The organism is Fodinibius sp. Rm-B-1B1-1 (assembly GCF_038594945.1).
Classification (GTDB): domain Bacteria; phylum Bacteroidota; class Rhodothermia; order Balneolales; family Balneolaceae; genus Fodinibius; species Fodinibius alkaliphilus.
The window spans coordinates 590549-613498 of sequence record NZ_JBCFYD010000001.1; the positions used below are offsets into that span (position 1 = coordinate 590549).

The window sequence follows — 22950 nt, forward strand, 5'->3', positions numbered from 1 at the left end:
CGCTTCCTATTTAATTCTACCGACCATGTTTACAGGTTCGAAAAAACAACTACTTGACCTTATCAAAAGAAAAGGAACAATCTCTATTGATGAGGCTGTAGAAAACACCAACTTGGCAAAAACAACCCTTCGTGAACACTTTTTGCAACTGGAAAGAGATGGATATATACAGCGAGATTACGTACGCTCTGGACCAGGTCGGCCAAGTCTTGAATACCAACTAACCCAAAAAGGCAATAGCCTGTTTCCCTCTTATGAGTCGGCCTTAATTAAAGAATTGCTTAACTTTTTAAAATCCAAAGGTGATGAAGAAACTATCAAAGAGTTTTTTAGCGCCTTTTGGGAAGAACGTATTGAAAAAGCTCAATATCGGATGGATCAATCCTCAAAAAAGGATCTTCAGGCAAGGATTGAGACCCTAACCCACATGCTGGAAGAAGAAGGGTTTATGCCTGAATTTAATTTAGATGAGGACACCAAATCCCTCACTATTAAAGAATGCAACTGCCCATTTAGCGAAGTGGTAAAAGAAACCAGGCTTCCATGTAAACTGGAGGCTATGTTTTATAAAAAGCTATTTAATGATAAGGCTGAACGAACCAGCCATATTGCTGAAGGAGATTTCTCTTGCACCTATGATATCCCAATAGAAACCTCCTGACCAATAATATTCCAACTTGAAATTAGTTTAGAACCTAAAGGAAATTTTGACCGATCTATTTAAGATAAAATACTCTTATATATTCTAATTGAAAATCCATTTGCTATGATTGTACACGATCTGGCCTCATTTGTTAAAAACACTTCTTTTAATGACCTGTCAAAAGAAGCTACTGAACAACTTAAAATAAGGCTATTGGATTCACTGGGTACAGCTATTGGTGCGATCGAAGGACCACCCATGAGACATATCCGAAAAATGCTGGATAATTTTGGCGGCACAAAACAAAGCACGCTCATCGGTGGTGGTAAAACAACGCCTGATCGCGCGGCACTCTACAACAGTGGACTGGTTCGCTATCTCGACTTTAATGACAGCTACCTCGCTAAGGGAGAAACTTGTCATCCAAGTGATAATATTGGTGCTATTTTATCAGCTGGAGAAACTACTAATCTCAGTGGCAAAGGCTTTCTCACAGCACTTGGCGTTGCCTACCAAGTACAATGTCGGCTTAGCGACGAAGCCCCAGTACGTGACAAAGGATTCGACCATACCACCCAAGGATCATACGCCGTAGCAGCCGGCGCTTCCAAAGCAATGGGATTAGATGAAGATAAAACGGCCAATGCTATTTCGATTGCAGGTACAGCACTAAACGCCCTGCGCGTAACCCGAACCGGTGCCCTTTCGAACTGGAAAGGATTGGCTTATCCACATACTGCCTTCGGAGGAACTCATGCGACTATGTTAGCCAAATATGGTATCACCGGCCCGCCCGCGGTTTTTGAAGGTAACAAAGGTTTTATGGACTCCATTGCAGGTGAATTTTCTATTGACTGGGAAAACGAAGGTCTGGAGCGTGTTACTGATACCATCATCAAGAAATATAACGCTGAGATCCATTCCCAATCATCTATTGAAGGGATGATTGAACTTAAGGAGAAGCACGGAATTACTGCTAATGAAGTTGATAAAGTTGAGATTGATATCTTTGACGTTGCCTATCACATAATCGGCGGTGGTGAAGAAGGTGACAAGACAATTGTCCGCACTAAAGAAGAGGCCGACCACAGCCTACAGTATATGGTTTCGGCGGCCTTGCTTGATGGACAAGTGATGCCTGAACAATATGATAGAAGTCGCATTGAAGCTGATGACATTCAGTCGTTGTTAAAAAAAATAGAAGTATTTCCCAAGCAAGAGTACACCGATCGCTTTCCCGATGAAATGCCGACAACACTGACGTTATATCTCAAAAACGGAAAAACTCACTCTATCAAAAAGTGTGATTACGAAGGATTCCATACGCGTCCGATGAGCTGGCATACCATTATCAATAAATTTGAAGGACTTACCGAACCGTATACGACGAAGGAATCACGAAATAAAATTATAGATATGGTACAGGAGTTTGAGCAGCACTCGGTTCCTGACCTAATGCAACTGTTAACAAAAGTAAAGTTAGAATCTTAAAGAATATTTGAACTGTGCGGATACGGCTCCCGTATCCTAACAAAAAAATAAAAGGTGGCTATTATGGCCGACGAAAAAACATTCGATTTCCTGAATAAAAACGAACGAGAATCCAAACCACGTAAAACAGGCATTACCGAAATCCGCGGACCATATTACGCGATCATGGGCAAGCGGTACCTCAATGATATCATGGAAACAATGGGCGAACATGTGGATTCGCTTAAGTTTTCCGGCGGATCATTCTCGATTATGCCTAAAAAATCGGTGCAGGAGCTTATCGGTATCGCCCACGATCACGATGCGCTGGTATCCACCGGTGGATTTATGGAGTACGTACTTACGCAGGGTAAAGATGCTGTCGACCGATATATCGATACCTGTAAAGATTACGGTTTCGATATTATTGAGCTTTCAGCGGGATTCATCACCCTGCCTACCGACGATTGGCTGCGTCTAATTGAAAAAGTGCAGGAAGCCGGACTCAAAGCGAAACCTGAAATCGGCATCCAATTTGGGGCTGGCGGTGATACGACCAAAGGTGAGCTGGAATCCGAAGGTACGCTCGATACCAGCTATGCCATCAAACAGGCAAAACGATTTGTGGATGCCGGAGCCTATATGATTATGATTGAATCGGAAGGCATCACTGAAAATGCTGATCCGTGGAGAACGGATGTCCCAGCCGCCTTTATTAACGAGATCGGTTTAGAAAAGTTGATGTTTGAAGCGGCCGATCCGGAGGTCTTTGCCTGGTACATCAAAAACTACGGTCCCGAAGTGAATATGTTTGTAGATCACAGCCAGATTGTACAGCTCGAAACGCTGCGCCGTGGCATCTGGGGCACCAAAAGCCTCTGGGGACGTGTATTGACCTATAAGGATTGATATAACATGAGCAATGCCTTGTAAATCGACATAGCCCGCTTATATGGTGGGCTATGGTTTTTATATATGATAGAATTTATACGTAATAGATTTTACAGACAAATAACTCAATACAAAACATATGGAAACTACTGAACAAGAATTGGATGTCCGTAACCTCATCCCTATAAAGCGGCACGAAAAACTGCTGGCTTTATTTAAAGAATTGCTGAAGGGAGAAAGTTTTGTCTTTATCAACGATCATGACCCCAAGCCCCTGTATCATGAATTTCGATCGATTTATGGTGACGTAGTCGGCTGGGAATACCTGCAGCGCGGTGGACAGGAATGGAAGGTGCGCGTAACACGAACTGAGGTTTCCCGAGGACGTGAATTCGAAAATGTATCAACGCTAATGGATCTGCGAAAAGTAGATCACAAGGATTGGAAGTATTCCGTATTTCATCGATACGGAATGATGCTACAAGGCGATACCATGGAAATTATCGCTGAAAAAGATCCGGAAGAAATTCGCCAGATTTTCAAGAAGAAATTTGACGGGGAATATACCTGGACTTATAAAAAGGATTTACCGGGAGATTACGTGATTCATGTGACCAAAAAAGAGGAAACCGATCTGGCGCTTGAAGATGTTTCCATCGTCAATGCATTTGACGTGCGCCCCCACCCACCTGCCAAGCGTCATGATATGGTCTTTGATGCGTTTGATGAATTGAATCCCGGCGAAGCATTTGTATTTATAAATGATCACGATCCCAAACCGCTGTATTACCAAATGGAGGTTGAAAGTGAAGAACCCTTCAAATGGGAATACTTGGAAACGATGCCCAAAGAATGGAAAGTAAAAGTAATGAAACTTCGGCAAGAATAATATTGCAATGTTGCAGTTATTTCTCGACATAGTATTGCACAGATGCAATAAAGGACTGAATACACTCCTATCAGATTTAAAAAAATCGACCTAAATCAAGCTTTTCGAAGTATTCCCGAGCAACTAACAAATTTGGCACAACCCTTGCGATACTATTATCTCAATAACAATTAAAGATAAAATTGTCTTAATTCTTAAATAGCCAAAAATTATACTGCTATGAAACCTCTAACACTTACATATACGATATTAATAGGATTGCTTTTATCGGGGATTGCAAACATGAGCTATGCTCAAACCGATGAATATAAAATGGATGGAATGACCTTTGGCATGCCTGAAGCAGAGGTGTTTACCGAAGATTATGATGGTCCACCGGTAGTTGGTGATCATTTAAGTATGCTGCCAAATCTGGAGCCGCTCGATTATGAGGGTAACAAAACACATGATGTTCGCATCGATATCATCGCCCAAGAAATTGAAGTCGCTGACGGAGTAAAGTACGAGGCATGGACGTTTGGAGGAACCGTACCCGGACCTGTTCTCCACGTCAAAGAAGGTGATCGCATCACATTTACGATGAAAAATCGCTCTGATGAAGAGGTCACAATTACCCAGCCAACCAAAGAAGGATCTCCTTTTATGCAGCAAGTGGCTCAGAATAACTTCATGAAGGCCAAGGAAGCCACCATGCCCATGCCACACTCCATGGATTTCCACGCGGGTACGGTAGCCAAAAACGATAAATGGCGAACTATTGCTCCGGGAGAATCCATAAAATTTGACTGGGTTGCCAACTATCCCGGCTCATACATCTATCACTGTGGTACCCCCAGCGTGCTTATGCACACAGCCATGGGACAACACGGAGTAGTCGTTGTTTCACCAAAGGATGGGTATGACACTGGCTATGAAATAGACAAAGAATACGTGGTTGTTCAATCAGAATATTACTTGAAAAAGGGATCCGGCGAATTGTTTCAATATGACTATGAAGCAGCTCAGAATAGAAATCCTTCGCACGTAGTATTTAATGGACACCAGACGATCCTGCACGATCAGCCGCTGAAAGCAAATGCCGGAGACCGTGTTCGACTGCACTTTTCAAATAATGGTCCAAGCGGAACCTCGAGCTTCCATGTTATTGGTGCCATCTTCGATCGCGTGTGGTTAGAAGGCCACCCCTTTAATGAAATGCGTGGCATGCAAACGGTACTGCTTGGTGCCTCAAGTTCAGCAACAATAGATCTTATCGTACCTGAAGAAGGAAAATACATCCTGATTGATCACGAATTCGCTGATGCTGAAAAAGGTGCAACAGGCACTCTGAAAGCTGGTCCACGCAAGAAATAAATTCATACTCATCAATTAATAACAACGTATTGAAATGAACATCCTGACGAACATAGCACCTGTGAAAATCATGCTGGCAACTTTGGCTGCCGGAATAGTACTCTTGCCAGCAATGGCAGGAGCACAGGTGCTGGTTCCGTCGGGATCATTTCATTCTGTAATGCCTGAAGTAAAGGGCGAACCAGTCAAGGTGGATTCATTTTATTTAGACACCACGGCTGTAACGAATAAAAAGTACAACGAATTTTTACAAGATCATGAGGATTGGCAACCCCAAAATATTCCGAGCATCTTTGCTCACAAGGGATATCTAAAAAGCTGGAAAAATGCTAATTCTGATGATATTGTAAATCCGGATCATCCAGTAACAAATGTTTCTTGGTATGCAGCTAATACCTACTGCCAGTCGATAGGTGGGCGTCTACCAACCCTCAATGAATGGGAGTATTCGGCGCAGCTTATGGATTTTGATTCTCCCTCCGACGCCCAAGAATTTGCCAGCAGGTTAATGAGTTGGTATTCAACGGTAGACAATGAAAATATTGGTGCAGTAGGCTCTTCTGGCATTGAAAATAGCCATGGAATTAAGGATCAGTTTGGATTAATCATGGAATGGGTCGAAGATTTTAAACCGGTCATCGCAAATGATCTTTCGCTGGATTGCGGCACAGTGGGACGCATGCAACAGCTTGGCAACGCCTATAGCTATGCCGCTTCTATCCGGTATATCACGCGCATGAGTTTTACCCCAAAAAGCACTAACAGCACTGTGGGATTTCGATGTGCTTACGATGTAGAAAAGATTACAGAAAAAGAAGCGAGTTTATAATGAAAAAAATATTTCTCATAGCGTTGTTTTCACTTGCGGCTACGAGTTTGTTAGCCCAGCACAATCATAGTTCGGATAGTGCCCTAAGTACCACAGAAATTAATTCCGAGCACTCCCTATATCACTTGAATGCTGAGTGGACGGACCATCGCGGTGAGACGCTATCCCTTACAGATTTTAGAGGTGCCCCGGTGATTGTGGTGATGTTTTACGGAAATTGTACCGACGTTTGTCCCATCTTGATTCAGGATGCCTGGCGATTATACAGCAGCTTGGAGAAATCGGTTCAAAAGGATGTTAATGTGTTGGCCGTCAGCTTCGATACCGAAAATGATACCCCCAAAGTTTTGCAAGAATATGCAGAATATGAGCAGCTGGATATTCCTGGCTGGCACTTTATGACGGCGGATAATGCCAACGTACGAACACTTGCCATGATGCTGGGCGTCCAGTATTCGAAAAAAAGTGACGGGCATTTTGCCCACTCAAATTTAATAACAGTGTTGGATGAAGAAGGCAGAATTGCCCAGCGGATTGAGGGATTAAATCAACCGATGGACAAAGCTACTAAAATGATTGAATCAATTATCAGCAATAAAGATAAGCGATGAAATACCTGACTATCATATTATTAACTGTTTTGGGAACGCTGGATGCAATTGCCGCAGATACTAATCTGACCAAGATCGATACCGTTATAGTAGAAATCAAAGGCACAGATACAGATGCTCGATTTGACCCGGTCATTATAGAAGTTAATACCGGAGATGTCATCCAATTCATCGTCCGCGAAGGCATACACACGGTAACGGCATACCATCCTGATAACCGTCGTCCCCAACGAATTCCTACATCAGCCCAATCATTTAATTCAGGACTGATGAAGAAAGGCGATCAATGGTTTTTAACCATATCAACAGAAGGTATATACGACTACTTTTGCCTGCCCCACGAAAAAGTGGGACATGTGGGACGTATTATAACGGGAGCTATAGACACCACCTTAAATTATCCTGATGAAAATATGCCTGCTGTTGTAGTCCAAAAATTAAACTCTGAAATGGAAAAGTTTTTAAATCAATAAACAACCAAAAACAAACCTACAAGGTTACCTATTATGAAAACACTAACAAAAATAACTCTGATATTAGCACTCATTTTCACTGGATTTGTGTCAACAACAATGGCACAACGTACCATCGAAATAGTTGGTACCGATAATATGAAATTCGATGTAACCAATATCGAAGCTACACCTGGTGAAGAGATTACCATTAAGCTTACTACAAAAAGTAATCTCCCTAAACAGGCTATGGCGCACAATGTTGTTGTCGTTGACAATGATGTGGATATGGATGCCTTTGCTAATGCATCAGCCCGAGCTCGTGATAACGAATATATCGCCTCCGATTATGAGGAAGATATTATTGCGGCCACCAATCTTGCTGGCGGGGGCGAAACGGTTGAAGTAACATTTACAGTCCCCAAAGAAATTGGTGAATACGAATACATTTGCTCGTTCCCAGGCCACTATGCTGCAGGGATGAAAGGGACTCTTTCTGTAAAAAATTAAAACAGTTAAATGACCATCATCAAGACTTGCGGAGAAAGCGATGAATCGACCTCCTTCTTCGCAAGTTCTTGATTCTTAAGCAAACAGACTAAAGAATTTTATCTCTTAAATTACTGCTGACCCTAACATATGCTTCTGTCAAAATCTTGTGTATATGGCTTACGGGCCACTCTTTATCTGGCTACCAATCGAAATGAAGAATACACTTCTATTAAAAAAATCAGCGAAAAGCTTGATATCTCTTTTCATTTTTTGACAAAGATTCTCCAACAATTAACAGCTGCCAATTTGCTGGAATCCCTTCAAGGCCCTAAAGGAGGCGTCCGATTAGCGCAACCGGCCAATGAAATCTCACTCCGAGATATTGTCGTGGCCATTGATGGTGACGATTTACTTACAAGTTGTGTATTAGGACTACCCGGCTGCGGGAAAGCAAAACCTTGCCCATTACATGATATGTGGCAAAATACACGCCATCAAATAAAAACAATGCTCGAAACTACCAGTTTGATCGAAGTGGCTAAAAAAGGAAAAGCAGAAAATTTACGTATCACGGCCGACGGTAATTTTATATGGAATTAACAATCAGATATAGTTGGAGGCGTCATAGAAAGAGAAACTATAAATCGAGCTATCCCACTAATTGTCAATAAATGATTTCAGTTATTTACGATGAACTCATCACTTATTAAAAAATATAACACCTCCGGACCGCGATATACCTCATATCCCACTGCGGTACAATTCGAAGAAGTTAATGAGGATGAAATAAAATCACTGCACCAATACCTGAAAGAACGAAACGAAAACCCTCAACCCATATCACTTTATTTTCATATCCCTTTTTGCTTTTCGCTCTGCTGGTATTGCGGTTGTACCAAGGTAATTACTAAGGATCAAAATCGGGGAGATCATTATCTCAACTATTTGGAAAAGGAAATCAATCAGGTGGCAGAAATGCTACACCCAAATTCTGACGTCATACAGATTCACTTTGGGGGCGGCACTCCTACATTTTTAAGTCCCAAGCAGTTAGAGCGACTGGGAAAACTGATCCATGCAAAATTTAACATAACGGATCGGACAGAATTTAGCGTAGAGATCGATCCCCGTCGATGCAATCAAAATCATGTTCAAACGCTGGCCAGCATTGGCTGCAATCGTGCTTCGCTGGGCGTGCAGGATACTAACGAAGACGTACAGAAAGCGATTCACCGTATTCAGCCCTTTGAGCAAACTCAACAGACTACCGAATGGCTACGGAACGCTGACATTAACTCCATCAACTTCGACCTTATTTATGGGCTTCCTCTCCAGTCCACTGACACTTTTCAGCAAACGATGGATGATGTATTAAGCCTTCAACCCGATCGGCTGGCCGTGTACAGTTACGCTCATATTCCCAGTATGATGCCTGTGCAAAAACTGCTCAATGAATCCGATATGCCAACCACGGATGAGAAATTATCCATGCTACAGCTGAGCATTTCGCACCTCACAAATAACGGTTATCGTTTTATTGGGATGGATCATTTTTCGCGTGAGGGGGCAGAGTTGACCCAGGCGATGGATAACGGAACGCTGCAACGTAACTTTCAGGGATACAGTACCCTGGCCGGGGCCGACTTGTATGCTTTTGGTATGTCAGGGATTTCAACAGTGGGAAATTATTATTGGCAAAACCCCAAAGAGTTAACCCAATACTACAAACAACTTGATAACGGTATCCCGCCGGTAGCAAAGATATTATCGCTAAATCGTGATGACCAACTTCGTAAATCAATCATCATGGAAATTATGTGTCGTATGGATATAAATATCCGTTCTATTGAAGACGAATGGGGTATTCAATTTGATAACTACTTCTCTCAAGCCATTCGTCGATTACGTCCACTCGCTGAAGATGGGCTCATACGCTTTTCTCAAAATAGCCTCCGAATTACCGAAACAGGTCGACTATTTCTCCGCAATATTGCCATGTGTTTTGATCGATATATGACCCGCAAAAAGAAGCAAACATTCTCAAAAACTGTTTGATATGGATACTGCACCAAAATATATTCGCAGATGGTTTTGGTCGGGGGCAATCCTCATCTTTCTGATGGTTATTGTAGGTGGAATTACCCGACTAACTGATTCCGGCCTTTCGATGTCAGACTGGAACTTGATTATGGGCACCATTCCCCCCTTGAATAATGCCGAATGGCTGGCAGCTTTTAAACGCTACAAAGAGTTTCCACAGTACCAACAATTAAATGCCGGTATGTCACTGGCCGCATTCAAAAACATTTTCTTCTGGGAATACCTGCACCGTCTGCTTGGACGTCTAATTGGATTCGTCTTTTTGATTCCTTTTGCTTTTTTCTGGATCCGTGGGTTCTTCAACACCAAAACATTTCGCCGCTCATTAATATTACTGGGATTGGGAGCCCTACAAGGTGCCATGGGTTGGTTCATGGTTAAAAGCGGTCTTGTTGATGCCCCCTACGTTAGCCACTACCGATTGGCCATTCACCTTCTGCTGGCAATGCTATTATTTGGATTTTGTACGTGGTATGCCCTTGATCTCTATCAGCAAAAACATATCACATTTTCTTCCAATAAGCCCGTCTTAAAACGTTGGTCAATAGGTTTGATTATCCTTTTTATCGTTCAAGTTATTTGGGGAGCCTTTACGGCCGGACTTGATGCCGGGTATATGTATAACACATTTCCCACTATGAATGGCAACTGGATACCCCAAAACATAGGTACGCTTCCGACAGATTTCATCAATTTGGTTGAAAGTCCCGAGACAGTTCAGTGGATGCACCGAATTTGGGGGACTTTACTTGCAATAGCGACAGCCGGATTCTGGTGGCAGAATTACAATACGAGCATTCGTCCCTCGCTACAACAAAAGGCATACATGCTCTTAGGGATTATCCTCACCCAATACGTGCTCGGCATTCTAACGATTCTAACTCACGTCCAACTTGTGATTGCTGTCGTGCATCAAGCAGGAGCCATGGCAGTACTCTTTTTCTGGATCTGGTATTACCACGATCTAACATCCAACAGGCAATCTTCAGAACATATTCACACTGAAAATAGCCTTAATCATATTTATTAATACTCAACTCAAATAACATTATGGATACATTACAACAACGAACAATAGGACAAATTGTTAAAGATGATTACAGAACAGCACAGGTTTTCCAAGAGTATAACCTCGATTTTTGTTGCGGTGGAAATCGTACCATCGATGAAGCTTGTCAGCAAAAAAGTATAGACCCCCAACAGGTTTATAAGGCGTTGGAAGAACTGGATCAATCCGGAACCAAAGATGATAATTATGATCAATGGTCACTGGACTTCTTAGTGGACTATATTGTCAACAATCACCATAAATTTAGCCGTAACAAACTGCCCGAAATCGGTAAATATGCGAAAAAGGTTGCCAGCGTTCACGGCGAACGGCACGAGGAACTTAAAGAAATTTACTATGAATTTACTATGCTTCACGGCGAAATATCTAATCACCTTGACAAAGAAGAGCGGATACTTTTCCCTTATATCAAACACCTTGTAGAGGCAAAAGAAAAAGGAGAGAAACCTCAAAAACCGGAATTTGGAAATGCGGCTAATCCCATTGCAATGATGGAAGAAGAACATGACGATTCCGGAGAAGCCATAGCAAAAATCCGGCGACTAAGTAACGATTTTACTCCTCCGGAAGATGCCTGCACCACCTACCGGTTGTTGTATCAAAACCTGGAAGCTTTCGAAAAAGACCTGCATAAACACGTTCACCTCGAAAATAATATCCTGTTTCCAAAAGCAATCAACTTAGAAAAAAGATTGAACTGAGATTAAAGATAAAAACGCTATCCGATAAGATATTCCGCAGACTTTAAAAATTTAAGCATCATATCTATGCCTGATTCTCTCCACAATTTTTCAATTCCCGTTATGGGAACTGGTCACTCTATCGATTCACCTATTCGCGTCGGCCCCTATGGCATTAATTCCGTAATCTCTATTGTAGACGATCTGCTGGTAGAAAAAATTCGTAAATATTACTGCCAAAAATACGATTTCGAATACGAAAATATTGCTCGCAATGCCAAAGACGGTCGTGCTCGGCGTATTACTGCTTACCTGGATACTGTAAAAAACATTGTCCACAAGAAGTTTTCGGCAATTAAAAATCAGCCATTTTTCGAAGACAATGATAAAGCAAAATATTTCGAAATGCTTCCTGATGGCAGTACCATCAAAGAGAAATACAATCAACTGATGAACACCGAAAAAGGGAGCTCACGGGATCGCCTGTCATGCGAACTTTCACGGATGATGAAACCTGGATCTATCGATGTAAACATTATGGCCAAAGTGGACAAGCTCAATTACACTAAAGGCGGGACCCCGATGAGCCAAGAGTTCAGCGATGCCAGTGCTGCTTTGCGCGGCTATGCCAAAAGCAGCGTATCATCAAGTCTTATTTTGTCTGCCGGATTTAACCCACGGCTCTATAATTATATCACCGAGTTTAAAGACTTTTATCGAAATGCGGCTGGAGAAATTAAAAAGAAAATCATTCTGAAAGTCAGTGATTTTCGTTCTGCCCTCATTCAAGGCAAGTATCTGGCTAAAAAAGGACTTGAAGTTTTTGAATATCGTATTGAATCCGGGTTAAATTGCGGAGGACATGCTTTTCCATCCGACGGACACCTAATGCCAAGTCTGCTGCGGGAATTTAGAGAGAAACGTGATAAGCTTACGAAAGCCATTCAGCCGTTAATCAATAAGTATTACAAAGAAAATTCCGATGGTTTTTGGGATAACTGGGAAATTACCGAACCGCGTTTAACGGTTCAGGGTGGAATTGGCGTTAGCGGTGAGGCCAATCGTTTGCTCAATGATTTTGAGATGGATGCCACCGGATGGGGCAGTCCGTTTTTACTGGTACCCGAAGCAACTACCGTAGATAAACCCACACGTCAACTGTTGGAAAATGCCGGTGAAAAGGAGCTGTATCTCAGCGGTGTATCTCCGCTGGGCGTGCCATTCAATAATATTCGCGATACGGGCTCCGAGCAGTGGCATAAAGAACGGATTAACAACGGCAAACCCGGATCACCTTGCCCCAAAGGATTTTTGAAATCGAATACCGAATTCACTGAACAGCCTATCTGTACAGCCTCGACCCAGTATCAACTGCTCAAACTCGATCAAATTGCACAAAGTGAGATGGCCAAGGATAAAAAAGAGGAACAGCGTGAAAAAGTGCTGAGCAAGGCTTGCCTGTGTGACCACCTTGGTAATGGGGCACTCATCAATTTAGGAATTTTAGCTGAACACCGCGCGCCGCAGGCCATCTGCCCCGGACCAAATATCGCCTATTATAACGGTGAATATACGCTTCACGAAATGGTCAATCATATCTACGGCCGCAGCGAATCGCTTGCAGATCAAGATCGTCCCCATATGTTTGCCAAGGAGATTACCATGTATGTAGATTATGTAGAAGAATTGGCAGAGCAGCTGGACGGGAAATCTGGACTGAAGAAGTTACAAAAATTTCAGCAGAACCTGGAAAAAGGAATGGAATACTGCATAGATATTGCCCAAACTGAACCCTATCAGGATGAAAACCTTGCCTCAATAAAAGATGTAGTTAATAAACAACGTCCAAGGTTACGAGCAGTCATCCAAAATTTTAAGAAACCCATTGGACAAACGTAATCATCAAATGAATCCAAAAAACAGTTGGCTTACACATTCACTTTTGTGGCATGCTTCTATAGCCTGTTTTCTAATAGCCGTGCTAACGGGGTTCCTATACCGGGTAGGAATGCTGGGATGGGTACCTGGCAATCTGTCTCTTGGCAATATCAGACATGCCCATTCCCACCTCATGTTTTTTGGATGGGCTGTACCTCTTCCATTATATATTTTCTTATACCAGATTTCTTCTATAACAGATCAAAGCAAAAACTGGCTACAACTGATGTACTATGCTTTGGCTGCAGAATTAACTTTGGGACTATTGGCTTATCCCTTTTTCCTTTTTTACGGATATCGTCCTGTTCAAATTGGATCTCTATCCTTACCCCTGTCTGTTATTATATCGGGACTTGTAATGGTCTGCTGGTATATATACCTGTGGGGGTACTTGCATGTCCGATCCTATCTGAAAAAGACTTCTTGGCAAGCTTGGTTCGACGGGGCTCTCCTAATGCTTGTTGTAAGCTCTTTGGGGGCATGGGGCATAGCAATACTTCAGGCCGTTGGTCCATCAAGTCATCTTTTTATGGAGGGTTTAACACACTTCTTTCTCGCTACTTTTACCGAGGGCTGGGTTGTATTAGCGCTTATAACCATACTGATAACGCAATCATCTACGACTTCTTCCGATTCGCTTACTTCTCAAAATCTTTCACTTGCCTGTATTGCTATTGGCGCTCCGCTCACTTTTCCCTACGGAATCTCTGAATCACTATTATCACCCATACTCCTAATTGTAGCACGTGCAGGAGGACTCCTAACGGCTATTGGACTGATCGCAATATTATATACCCTGATCTCATCTGCCATGGCAAAAAACCGCATCTGGATCTGGCCTATTTTGTTATTAAGCATTAAAGCCGGCATACAGATAATAGCTTCTGTTATGCCTTCCTCATTCTGGTTATCCGATCACGCTCTTCGCATTTTATACCTGCATATTCTCCTCTTGGGAGGTTTTACGCTTGGAGTAATTGGCTATGTGCATATTAATAGCCGGGTGTCAACCTCATATTATTATGGCGTCGTTCTCTCGGTATGTGCGGTCTTGATTAGCTTGCTATTACCCAGTCCTCTTTGGCCAACGGACTGGAGTGGACTGTGGGTATTTTACGCCTTGGCAATAACGGCCATCTTTCCTGTGGTAGCTGTTTTAGTTGAATGGGTTAAGGTCTCTATTGATCATTCAAAACACGTCTAAATCATCCCTGCGTTAAGCGAATGGCATAATATAAAATGGCTAATCCCAACAAAAAGTTAATACGACCAAACCATAATGATATTCTTAACCAATACTACTACAGTAATCTAAAAAAGCCCTTGCCATCTTTAAGCAAGGGCTTTTAACTATGAGCTCTTAATAAAATTAGTATTCCCCATTCGGGTCAAAGATCTGCTTATTATCAAGCCATTCTCCACTTGTAAAATCAGGGAATTCAACAGGTTCACCGCCTTGGGCAATTGAATCTTCTGATAGTGGAAATATTGCACTCCAGGCAGCCGCATCATACACATCTTGCGGAGTTTGCGTCTGATTTTTAATTGACTCTACGAAGGCATTTCTTACAAAGTAGTCCATCCCTCCATGACCAGCTCCTTCCGCTTCGCGTTCATAACGCTTCCATAACTCAGCATCAAACTCATCTTGGTATTTTTCAAAATCTTCCCATCGATGAGGCTCACTGCGTCCTCGTATATGGATCGAGTCATTATCCTTTTGCCAAATGCCATTAGTTCCCTGTGCTCTAAATCCAAGCGAATAGGGTCTCGGCAAGGTAGTATCAAGAGTTACTATTATTGTCTCCCCATTCGAAGTTGTCAATGTAGTAGTAATGATATCCCCGGTTTTCCAATCCACATCAGCGTTGGGATGATCTTCTCCACCATGATATTTAATATGGCTTTCTAACCCTTTCGCCTTCGTAGCATTGGAACTTAACTTCACAAATCTGTTACCTCGATTGATATCTAACCAATGGGCAACAGGTCCAATACCATGGGTGGGATATAAATCACCATTTCGTTTGCGATAGTGCTCAGCTCTCCAGCTGGACACGCTACCAGTACCCGGCCCAAAGTCTAAATCTTTATTTAGCATAAATGGTGTTAGATCGTGCTGATAACCACACCGGGCATGAATCATCTCTCCAAAAAGCCCTTCACGAACCATATTCAATACAGCCATCACATCTCTGCGATAGCAAACGTTTTCCAGCATCATACAGGGCATACCTGTTCGCTCTGAAGTTTCCACCAGATCCCAGCAATCCTCTACCGTTAATGCAGCTGGAACCTCAACTCCAACATATTTACCATTTTCCATTGCTGCTATAGCCTGAGGTGTGTGAAACTTCCAAGGTGATGCAATGATTACACCATCAAGATCATCTCTTTTGCAGAGCTTTTTGTAATCTTCTTTTTGGGAATATCCCTCAGGCCTATCCTGTCCCGCATCTTCTACAAGATCTAAAGCTTGTTTTAAATTTTTCTCTTTGGGATCCAGAATTGCTTTAACCTCAACATCATCCCGATTTAGAATTCCACGAAGATGACTGGAACCTCGGGCCCCGACTCCTAAAAAGCCTAAAGAAATAGTTCGATCGTCATTTCCTCGAAGAATTGAAAACGGTGCCATGGAAAGTCCCAATCCAGTTAGCGCAGTCGTTTTTAGAAAATCTTTACGGTTTATCTCGTTACTCATTGTCCCAAGTTTCTTTTGATTATGGGTTTTGCTCTAAGTTCTCATTTAACTCAATTTCATTTTCCGGTATATAGTAGATTACCCTGGGATTATCAGGAGCAATTGTTTGACTTGCCTCACCAGTTGACAAGTGTGTGCCAGGATAATCCCGAACCATTGTCCGGTTGTTACGAAATACGTCAAATTTCCGATGCCCTTCAAAAGCGAATTCCAACCTGCGCTCTTCCAGAACTACATCTAAAACTGTATTATGATGTTTTAGATCACTGGTGGAGTACAATTCATTACCTGACAAACCAGCTCTTTCTCGCAGTTTATTCACATCGTCAATAGCAAGTTGGTCATTACCTAACTTTGCATTCGCTTCTGCACGATTTAAATACATTTCAGCAAGTCGTAAAATTACTGGGGAGCTTAAAGAAACGATTCCCTGCTGGTAAGAAAATTTATTGACGTAATAGATTGGATACCCATTTCTTTCCTGCACTATGGGATCCCCGTTCCCATCGGTTTCAATGTTTCCATCCTCATCGCGCTTATACTGTGGTTCAATAAATGCATGGCGGGCGTCATCCTCATATCGATTCAAAGCATTCCTATACGACTCCGAAGCATACATTTCGCCCCAGCCAACACCATCTTCACCTTTCAAATACATTGAGCCTATATTGCCATACTCCTTGTCATCCTCTTGGGTAAACTTGATGGCAAAAATAGTTTCTGGATTATTTTCATTAACAATAGTAAAGTATTCTTTGAATGTTTCGGTATCTACTAACTGATACCGTCCAGAATCGATAACTTGATCAGCATAATCTATAGCCTCCTCGTTATTTTCCATATATAAATGCACGCGAGACAACAACGCATAGGCTACTTCTTGGGATGCAAAACTACTGCTTTTTGATTCATTCATCAGTTCAGCCGCATCTTCTAAATCGGACACGATAAAATCATACACTTCAGCAACAGTTGCTCGCTCAGGATTTTTATCCACATCAGTATAGTCTACGATAGGAATACCCAGGTTTTCGGTTGGGTTTTGGGGATATGGCCTCCCAAATGTATTAACCAACTGGAAGTGAACAAGTGCTCTTAAAAATAAATTCTCTCCCTTAATTTGATCGAGTTCAGATGAGGACTCATCTCCAATAGCTTCAATTACCCTATTGGCTCCCTGAATCATCGAATACCCTTCACGCCATAACCTTTCCGCATTTCCCATATTGGGCGTGTGCCCATAATTATAGGCATAAAAAAGTGGGTCAGTTGTAGAGCCACTCAAAGAGGCATTATCACTTGGAAACTCGTTCATATAGAACAAGTGCTTTATATAGTAATAATAGCCTTCTCCAATGAAGCCCTGATAGTTACCACGTGTAGCTGATTCTAAACCTTGTACCGTATCAAGAGCTTCTTTATTTGATTTTCCATTATAGGGACTTGTATTGATATCACACCCGGATATAAGCAATACAAGTATTCCAAGCATCGCCGTGAATTGTAATTGAGAAAATTTCATAGCACTAAGTAGTTTGCTTAATTGATTTGTGCAATTTGTTAACACAAGGTTAAAGTCCTAATTCAATACCGATAAGATATTTTTTGCTAATTGGATATTTCGTACTGGCATCACCATCTACGCCAACCTGGGGATCCATCCCAGAAAATGAGGTGAATGTGGCCAAATTATCACCTTTAACGAATAATCGAGCAGACCGTATTCCAAAATTAGCAATCCAATCATTTGGCATCGTATAAGACAAGGATACATTTCGCAATCTCAGGTAACTTCCATCTTCCAAATACCGAGAAGAAGGTCGGTTTGAGTTATTATTTCCTCCAAATTCAGGTTTTGGATGGGTTGCTTTATCACCCGGCTCTTGCCAACGACTCCAATCATCTTTTAGAACCATAGCGTTGTAGGTAACATAGGCTCCATCAGAATCAAACAATTGTCGAGCGCTGTGATAGATCTCATTTCCGTACACAAAGTTAAAAAATGTATGTAATCGGAAGCCTTTATATTGGAAGGTGTTGCCTATACCGCCCGTAAAATCGGGACTGGCATTTCCAACAGACATCAATGTCGCCTCACTATAATTGCTCGTCTCCGTTTCTGAGATCACATTACCCTGACCATCTTTTTCTTGCTTGATCCATAAGGGATCACCTGTCTGAGGATCTACCCCAGCCCATTCTCTCATATACCACGTTCGAAGGTCATATCCTTCCATAATGCGCTGGTTCCCATTTGGGATATCTTCCCCTTCATTAAGTGACAGAACTTCGTTGTCATTAAATGAAATATTAAAATCGGTAGTCCATTGAAAAGCTCCCTGTATGTTGGTTGAACTAATACCCAACTCAATACCATTATTTCGGACAGACCCAATGTTTCGGGTTATACTTTCAATTCCGCTTGTACCTGGGAGACGTACATTTTGTAGTAAGTCATCATTTGTTTTCCTATAAAAATCCAGAGTAACATCAATGCGATCTGCTATACCTATGTCTAAACCAATATTAGTCATTCGAGCAATTTCCCAGGTTAGGTCTGGATTCTCCAACCTCTCTGGCTGACTTGCAGGGTCGCCGGCGTATTGTAGCGAGTACGTATAAAGTCCACTTGCTAAATAATTACCGATCTCGGCATTTCCAGTCGTTCCATAACTGGCTCTTACCTTGAGGTTTGTTAACCAGTCATAATTACCCAAAAACTCTTCATTGCTCAGAATCCAAGAACCACCTAATGAATAAAAGTTTCCGTATTGGTTTTCTTGGCCAAACCGAGAAGAACCATCTGTACGAAAAGAAGCTTTTAAGTAATAGGTGTTATCGTAATCGTAAGTAACTTGAGACAACCCCGAAACAAACTTGCTGTCTGATTTAAAACCACCAATCGAAAATGCCTCGGCTGTTACATCAAGAACTTCAAGACCGGAAAAAACTCCAACTCCCGTTCCTCCCATGCCATCAGCATAATTGAACTCATATTCAAAACCGGCTACCCCACTTATGCTGTGATCACCGAAACTTCGATCAAAATTAAAGAGGTTTGAACTCAAGAAAGAACTATTTTGCGAGTAGTAGTTATATAGTTCTCCATTGTTCGTACTACCAGCCGACGTTTGCGCATCAGAAAAAACCTCATTTCTTGATGTCGAATACGTTACTCTATTTGTAGAAGACAGGTATATCCAATCAGCAATCTCATATTCAGCACGCACATTAGCAGTAAGCTGTTTACTATTGCTATTGTTATAGTTGTATTGGAGGGGATACAAGAAGTTTGATTGATCTCTACCAATCCAATCATTTTCCTTTCCCGTCCTTAATTCTCCATCATCACTATAGGGTTCATCCCAAGGCATATTTGTATATGATTGATATAAAGCCCCCGTGGGATTATTATCAGAACTTGTATATCGCCCAGATAACTGAGCATTGACTTTAAAATTGTCTCTGAATTGATGATCAATATTGGCCCTTCCACCAAATCGCTCATATCCAGTTTCTACCAACGTTCCTTCTTCTTTGTAATAATTACCAGATACATAAAAAGTAGTTTCTTCGTTACCCCCCGATGCAGATACATTATATTTATTGGTCATCCCTGTTCTAAATGCCAGGTCTTGCCAATTTGTATCAATATTTTGCCAGTCACTCTGTAAATTGGGATTCCCAATTTGCTCATGATACCGATACAGTTGTTGAGAATTCATTATTTCAAAGTTGCCATTCGAACGTTTATTCCAACCAACTGTACTACTTATATTTATCTGCGTCTCATCAACCGAACCACTTTTAGTTTGCACAACAACTACACCATTTGCTGCTCTTGAGCCATATAGCGCAGTGGCTGACGCATCTTTAAGTACTGACATCGATTCTACGTCACTGGGATCAAACGTTCCCCCAATAACCCCATCAACAACATATAGAGGCTCAGCACCAGCCGATATGGAACCGGTTCCACGCACTCTAACCTCAGTATCTGAGCCAGGCTGACCCGATGAACTTGTCACAAAAACACCTGTTGCTTTCCCTTGCAGGGCTTCTGTTGCTGAAGTTGCTGTCACATCGTTTATATCCTCTCCGGATACCTGTACAACAGAACTTGAACTTTCCTCCCGGGATTGCTGGGTATATCCCATAACCAAAACCTCATCCAAAGCTTCAGTTGAAGCAACAAGTTCAATATCAATAGTATTGCGACCATCAATTGAAACCTCCTGAGTTTCAAATCCAACAAATGAGAAGACTAATGTAGCATCAGAACCAGCAGTAATTTCGTAAAGTCCTTCACCATTTGTTGTTGTCCCACTCGTTGTTCCTTGCACTGTTACATTAACCCCAGGCAAAGACTCACCCGTTGAAGCTTCTGTAACAGTACCTTTAACCGTTATGTTTTGAGCTTGTAAACCAACAGCCCCAAACAAAAACAAAACAAAACTAAAAGCACTTACTTTTAACTTTATTCCCATAGCTAAACACCCAATTTCTAATTTAAGTTAAGAAACAAAACAAAATTACCTTTTGTTTCGCTTCATTTTCCATAAATTAAAATAATAATACTGGAATGCAAGAATATAATTTTCATTTTCTTTCTTAATGTATTTTTATACCTTTCGATAACGAACTCATATTTTCGCATTTTATATGATTTATGATTAGTTAGAATTGCATGTTCGTTACTAATAAACTTATGCAGTAATGAAAGACAGACTAAGTATCGATACGAAAAAGAAAACGAAAGGTGAGTGTTATACCTCAGCCGAGATCCTTAGACAACCGGAGACGTGGGAAAATGTTGCGCAGCAGATTTTTAAGAGACAGGATACGATACTCAATTTTTTAAGTGACCCTATCTCACATGATGATTTACAGATCCTCTTAACCGGTGCTGGATCTTCAGCTTTTATGGGCAATGTAGTAGCCAAACAATGGCAACGAAATACATCCCGAAAAGCAGAAGCAATTCCTACCACCGACCTTGTTACACACTTTAAAGATCACGTGTTAACAGATCATCCCTTATTGTTAATATCTTTTGCCCGATCTGGTAATAGCCCTGAAAGTACCGCTGTTATAGAAAAAGCCAATAAGTATTGTGAGCAAGCATATCATCTTATTATTACCTGCAACCCAAACGGTAAACTTGCTAAATTAAAAGACCAAGAAAATACATTCATTTTTCTACTTCCCTCAGAAGCTGAGGATCAAAGTCTTGCAATGACTAATAGTTTTACCAGTATGGCTTTATCTGCCACACTCATTCCAAAACTCATAAATAGCAAATCAAATTATCTCCAAAAACAAGTGTCTACGCTGTCCGAATATGGCACAAGATTAATAAATGATTTTCATGATGATTTAAACGAGGCAGCCAAATTAGAATTTGATAGAGTTGTTTTCTTGGGAAGTGGCCCTCTTTTAGGTATCGCACGAGAATCACATCTAAAAGTGCAAGAATTAACAAACGGTGAAGTTATTGGCAAGTATGACTCATTTCTCGGTTTTCGGCATGGTCCTAAAGCTATAATCGATGATGATACCCTCTTGGTTTACCTGCTTTCTAATGAGGATTATACATCTCAATACGAATATGACCTAATAGAGCAAGTAAATCGACATAATATTAACTTGCACACCATTGGCATATCAGAAACAGATAGTGACCTTGATTACCTGGACTTTAATATATCTATTAACAATAGATCAGAATTAGAAGAAGGATTTTGGGCCATTGCCTGTACCCTACCCAGTCAAATAATTGGGTTTTACAAATCTATTCTTTTGGGATATAACCCCGACAACCCCTCACCAGATGGAACAATTTCGCGGGTAGTGGAGGGCGTTCATATATATGATGATAGCCCAGAATTAAAGTCCAAACGGTGATATGATATTAACACTTTGCGCCAATCCATCCGTAGATTCATTTTGGTCAATTAACGACATCCAACAAGGAACTACGAATCGCTCTTCGAAAGAACGTTTTTTCGCCGGAGGGAAGGGAGTACATGTTGCCATGGCTCTTCATGAACTTGGCCAAAAAGTTGCGTTACAAGGAGTTTGGGGTGGCGTAACGGGGAATTGGATTAAGAAGAGTTGTGAAGATAAAGGTATCGAGATATCCGGCCCTATAGTAAATGGATGGACTCGTATTTGCATCACCAACCAAAGTAACAACAGTTGGAATGAAACAGAATTTTTGGGCTCCGGCCCTTCCCTTACACCAGAACAGATAAAAGAATTCTACTATACTTTTGAGCAATCACTAAAAGAACAACAACCTAATGGTGTAGTTATTGCGGGCTCAACCCCGGCAGGTTTTGAAGATTCTGCATATAAAAAATTGATCTCTACAGCGCAGAAGCATAACACCCCTACATATATAGACGCCAGCGGCTCTTTGCTTAAACAATCGTTGGATACCAAACCTCACCTTATTCATATCAATCAGCATGAAGGAAAAACAATAAGTGGCTACCTGGATCCCCAAAAAATATGCCAGTGGCTACAACAATATTGTAATATTGCAGCTATAACTGCAGGTTCTGATGGACTTTACTTATCAGTAGACGATCAGATATACCATGGCTACCACATACTAAAAGAATCAGCAATACATAGTACAATTGGTTCGGGCGACTGTTTACTTGCCGGACTTTGTAAAGCTATTAACGAATCAAAAGATCCCAAAACATGGGTGCGATGGGGAGTAGCATGCGGAAGTGCTAACTGTGTATACCCCAAATTGGGAATGCTTTCCGAAGAAGACGTAAGTAAGTTTTTTAATCAGGTAACAGTAGAAAAATATTAA

At 41.5% G+C, this 22950-nt stretch carries 20 protein-coding genes; 17 read left to right on the forward strand and 3 right to left on the reverse strand.

What is annotated here, in order from left to right; translation table 11 throughout:
* Positions 1-25 precede the first annotated feature (25 nt).
* The 15 genes from AAFH98_RS02700 (at position 26) to AAFH98_RS02770 (ending at position 14621) form a co-directional block, all read left to right on the forward strand.
* A complete protein-coding gene (locus AAFH98_RS02700) occupies positions 26-661 on the forward strand; it encodes a helix-turn-helix transcriptional regulator (RefSeq protein WP_342521129.1) in 636 nt (211 codons plus the stop codon).
* Positions 662-766: 105 nt separating this feature from the next.
* Complete coding sequence (locus AAFH98_RS02705) at positions 767-2134, forward strand: MmgE/PrpD family protein (protein WP_342521130.1); 1368 nt, start codon at positions 767-769, stop codon at positions 2132-2134.
* A gap of 63 nt (positions 2135-2197) precedes the next feature.
* On the forward strand, positions 2198-3022 hold the full coding sequence (locus AAFH98_RS02710; protein WP_342521131.1) for a phosphosulfolactate synthase: 825 nt from the start codon (positions 2198-2200) through the stop codon (positions 3020-3022).
* A 121-nt stretch (positions 3023-3143) separates the two neighbouring features.
* Positions 3144-3893: a DUF2249 domain-containing protein gene (locus tag AAFH98_RS02715; RefSeq protein WP_342521132.1), complete on the forward strand. Its 750-nt coding sequence runs from the start codon at positions 3144-3146 to the stop codon at positions 3891-3893.
* A gap of 219 nt (positions 3894-4112) precedes the next feature.
* Positions 4113-5246 carry a multicopper oxidase domain-containing protein gene (locus AAFH98_RS02720; RefSeq protein ID WP_342521133.1) on the forward strand — a complete coding sequence of 378 codons (1134 nt, stop codon included), beginning with the start codon at positions 4113-4115 and terminating at the stop codon, positions 5244-5246.
* 34 nt (positions 5247-5280) lie between these two features.
* Positions 5281-6075: a formylglycine-generating enzyme family protein gene (locus AAFH98_RS02725; protein ID WP_342521134.1), complete on the forward strand. Its 795-nt coding sequence runs from the start codon at positions 5281-5283 to the stop codon at positions 6073-6075.
* Complete coding sequence (locus AAFH98_RS02730; protein WP_342521135.1) at positions 6075-6686, forward strand: SCO family protein; 612 nt, start codon at positions 6075-6077, stop codon at positions 6684-6686. The genes AAFH98_RS02725 and AAFH98_RS02730 overlap by 1 nt, the downstream gene beginning before the upstream one ends.
* Positions 6683-7159, forward strand: a complete 477-nt coding sequence (locus AAFH98_RS02735) for a cupredoxin domain-containing protein (protein ID WP_342521136.1) — start codon at positions 6683-6685, stop codon at positions 7157-7159. Before AAFH98_RS02730 ends, AAFH98_RS02735 begins: the two co-directional genes overlap by 4 nt.
* A 33-nt stretch (positions 7160-7192) precedes the next feature.
* Positions 7193-7648: a plastocyanin/azurin family copper-binding protein gene (locus tag AAFH98_RS02740; protein ID WP_342521137.1), complete on the forward strand. Its 456-nt coding sequence runs from the start codon at positions 7193-7195 to the stop codon at positions 7646-7648.
* 129 nt (positions 7649-7777) lie between these two features.
* Positions 7778-8230, forward strand: a complete 453-nt coding sequence (locus tag AAFH98_RS02745) for an RrF2 family transcriptional regulator (protein WP_342521138.1) — start codon at positions 7778-7780, stop codon at positions 8228-8230.
* A gap of 90 nt (positions 8231-8320) precedes the next feature.
* Positions 8321-9685 carry an oxygen-independent coproporphyrinogen III oxidase gene (gene hemN / locus AAFH98_RS02750; protein WP_342521139.1) on the forward strand — a complete coding sequence of 455 codons (1365 nt, stop codon included), beginning with the start codon at positions 8321-8323 and terminating at the stop codon, positions 9683-9685.
* A gap of 1 nt (position 9686) precedes the next feature.
* A complete protein-coding gene (locus AAFH98_RS02755) occupies positions 9687-10760 on the forward strand; it encodes a COX15/CtaA family protein (RefSeq protein ID WP_342521140.1) in 1074 nt (357 codons plus the stop codon).
* Between the two features lie 20 nt (positions 10761-10780).
* Positions 10781-11500, forward strand: coding sequence for an iron-sulfur cluster repair di-iron protein (gene ric, locus AAFH98_RS02760; protein WP_342521141.1), 720 nt, complete (start codon positions 10781-10783; stop codon positions 11498-11500).
* Between the two features lie 66 nt (positions 11501-11566).
* Positions 11567-13378: a hypothetical protein gene (locus tag AAFH98_RS02765; RefSeq protein WP_342521142.1), complete on the forward strand. Its 1812-nt coding sequence runs from the start codon at positions 11567-11569 to the stop codon at positions 13376-13378.
* Positions 13379-13385: 7 nt separating this feature from the next.
* Positions 13386-14621, forward strand: coding sequence for a hypothetical protein (locus tag AAFH98_RS02770; protein WP_342521143.1), 1236 nt, complete (start codon positions 13386-13388; stop codon positions 14619-14621).
* Between the two features lie 165 nt (positions 14622-14786).
* On the opposite strand, the gene AAFH98_RS02775 is transcribed toward AAFH98_RS02770, so the two are convergent.
* From AAFH98_RS02775 to AAFH98_RS02785, 3 genes are read right to left on the reverse strand one after another with little or no spacing between them, the layout of a single operon-like run.
* The gene (locus AAFH98_RS02775) at positions 14787-16121 is read right to left on the reverse strand and encodes a Gfo/Idh/MocA family protein (protein WP_342521144.1); all 1335 of its coding nucleotides are present in this window, start codon (positions 16119-16121) and stop codon (positions 14787-14789) included.
* A 19-nt stretch (positions 16122-16140) separates the two neighbouring features.
* Positions 16141-17643 carry a RagB/SusD family nutrient uptake outer membrane protein gene (locus AAFH98_RS02780; RefSeq protein ID WP_342521145.1) on the reverse strand — a complete coding sequence of 501 codons (1503 nt, stop codon included), beginning with the start codon at positions 17641-17643 and terminating at the stop codon, positions 16141-16143.
* Positions 17644-17692: 49 nt separating this feature from the next.
* Positions 17693-20608, reverse strand: coding sequence for a SusC/RagA family TonB-linked outer membrane protein (locus AAFH98_RS02785; RefSeq protein ID WP_342521147.1), 2916 nt, complete (start codon positions 20606-20608; stop codon positions 17693-17695).
* 229 nt (positions 20609-20837) lie between these two features.
* On the opposite strand from AAFH98_RS02785, the gene AAFH98_RS02790 reads away from it, so the two are divergent.
* Complete coding sequence (locus AAFH98_RS02790; RefSeq protein WP_342521148.1) at positions 20838-22025, forward strand: SIS domain-containing protein; 1188 nt, start codon at positions 20838-20840, stop codon at positions 22023-22025.
* Between the two features lies 1 nt (position 22026).
* Positions 22027-22950: a 1-phosphofructokinase family hexose kinase gene (locus AAFH98_RS02795; RefSeq protein ID WP_342521149.1), complete on the forward strand. Its 924-nt coding sequence runs from the start codon at positions 22027-22029 to the stop codon at positions 22948-22950.

Coding starts and splice junctions, on each gene's coding strand:
- AAFH98_RS02785 (WP_342521147.1), bottom strand. CDS start 20,608: ATGGGAATAAAGTTAAAAGTAAGTGCTTTTAGTTTTGTTTTGTTTTTG.
- AAFH98_RS02720 (WP_342521133.1), top strand. CDS start 4,113: ATGAAACCTCTAACACTTACATATACGATATTAATAGGATTGCTTTTA.
- AAFH98_RS02700 (WP_342521129.1), top strand. CDS start 26: ATGTTTACAGGTTCGAAAAAACAACTACTTGACCTTATCAAAAGAAAA.
- AAFH98_RS02780 (WP_342521145.1), bottom strand. CDS start 17,643: ATGAAATTTTCTCAATTACAATTCACGGCGATGCTTGGAATACTTGTA.
- hemN (WP_342521139.1), top strand. CDS start 8,321: ATGAACTCATCACTTATTAAAAAATATAACACCTCCGGACCGCGATAT.
- ric (WP_342521141.1), top strand. CDS start 10,781: ATGGATACATTACAACAACGAACAATAGGACAAATTGTTAAAGATGAT.
- AAFH98_RS02715 (WP_342521132.1), top strand. CDS start 3,144: ATGGAAACTACTGAACAAGAATTGGATGTCCGTAACCTCATCCCTATA.
- AAFH98_RS02740 (WP_342521137.1), top strand. CDS start 7,193: ATGAAAACACTAACAAAAATAACTCTGATATTAGCACTCATTTTCACT.
- AAFH98_RS02730 (WP_342521135.1), top strand. CDS start 6,075: ATGAAAAAAATATTTCTCATAGCGTTGTTTTCACTTGCGGCTACGAGT.
- AAFH98_RS02795 (WP_342521149.1), top strand. CDS start 22,027: ATGATATTAACACTTTGCGCCAATCCATCCGTAGATTCATTTTGGTCA.
- AAFH98_RS02790 (WP_342521148.1), top strand. CDS start 20,838: ATGAAAGACAGACTAAGTATCGATACGAAAAAGAAAACGAAAGGTGAG.
- AAFH98_RS02770 (WP_342521143.1), top strand. CDS start 13,386: ATGAATCCAAAAAACAGTTGGCTTACACATTCACTTTTGTGGCATGCT.
- AAFH98_RS02710 (WP_342521131.1), top strand. CDS start 2,198: ATGGCCGACGAAAAAACATTCGATTTCCTGAATAAAAACGAACGAGAA.
- AAFH98_RS02755 (WP_342521140.1), top strand. CDS start 9,687: ATGGATACTGCACCAAAATATATTCGCAGATGGTTTTGGTCGGGGGCA.
- AAFH98_RS02705 (WP_342521130.1), top strand. CDS start 767: ATGATTGTACACGATCTGGCCTCATTTGTTAAAAACACTTCTTTTAAT.
- AAFH98_RS02745 (WP_342521138.1), top strand. CDS start 7,778: ATGCTTCTGTCAAAATCTTGTGTATATGGCTTACGGGCCACTCTTTAT.
- AAFH98_RS02725 (WP_342521134.1), top strand. CDS start 5,281: ATGAACATCCTGACGAACATAGCACCTGTGAAAATCATGCTGGCAACT.
- AAFH98_RS02765 (WP_342521142.1), top strand. CDS start 11,567: ATGCCTGATTCTCTCCACAATTTTTCAATTCCCGTTATGGGAACTGGT.
- AAFH98_RS02775 (WP_342521144.1), bottom strand. CDS start 16,121: ATGAGTAACGAGATAAACCGTAAAGATTTTCTAAAAACGACTGCGCTA.
- AAFH98_RS02735 (WP_342521136.1), top strand. CDS start 6,683: ATGAAATACCTGACTATCATATTATTAACTGTTTTGGGAACGCTGGAT.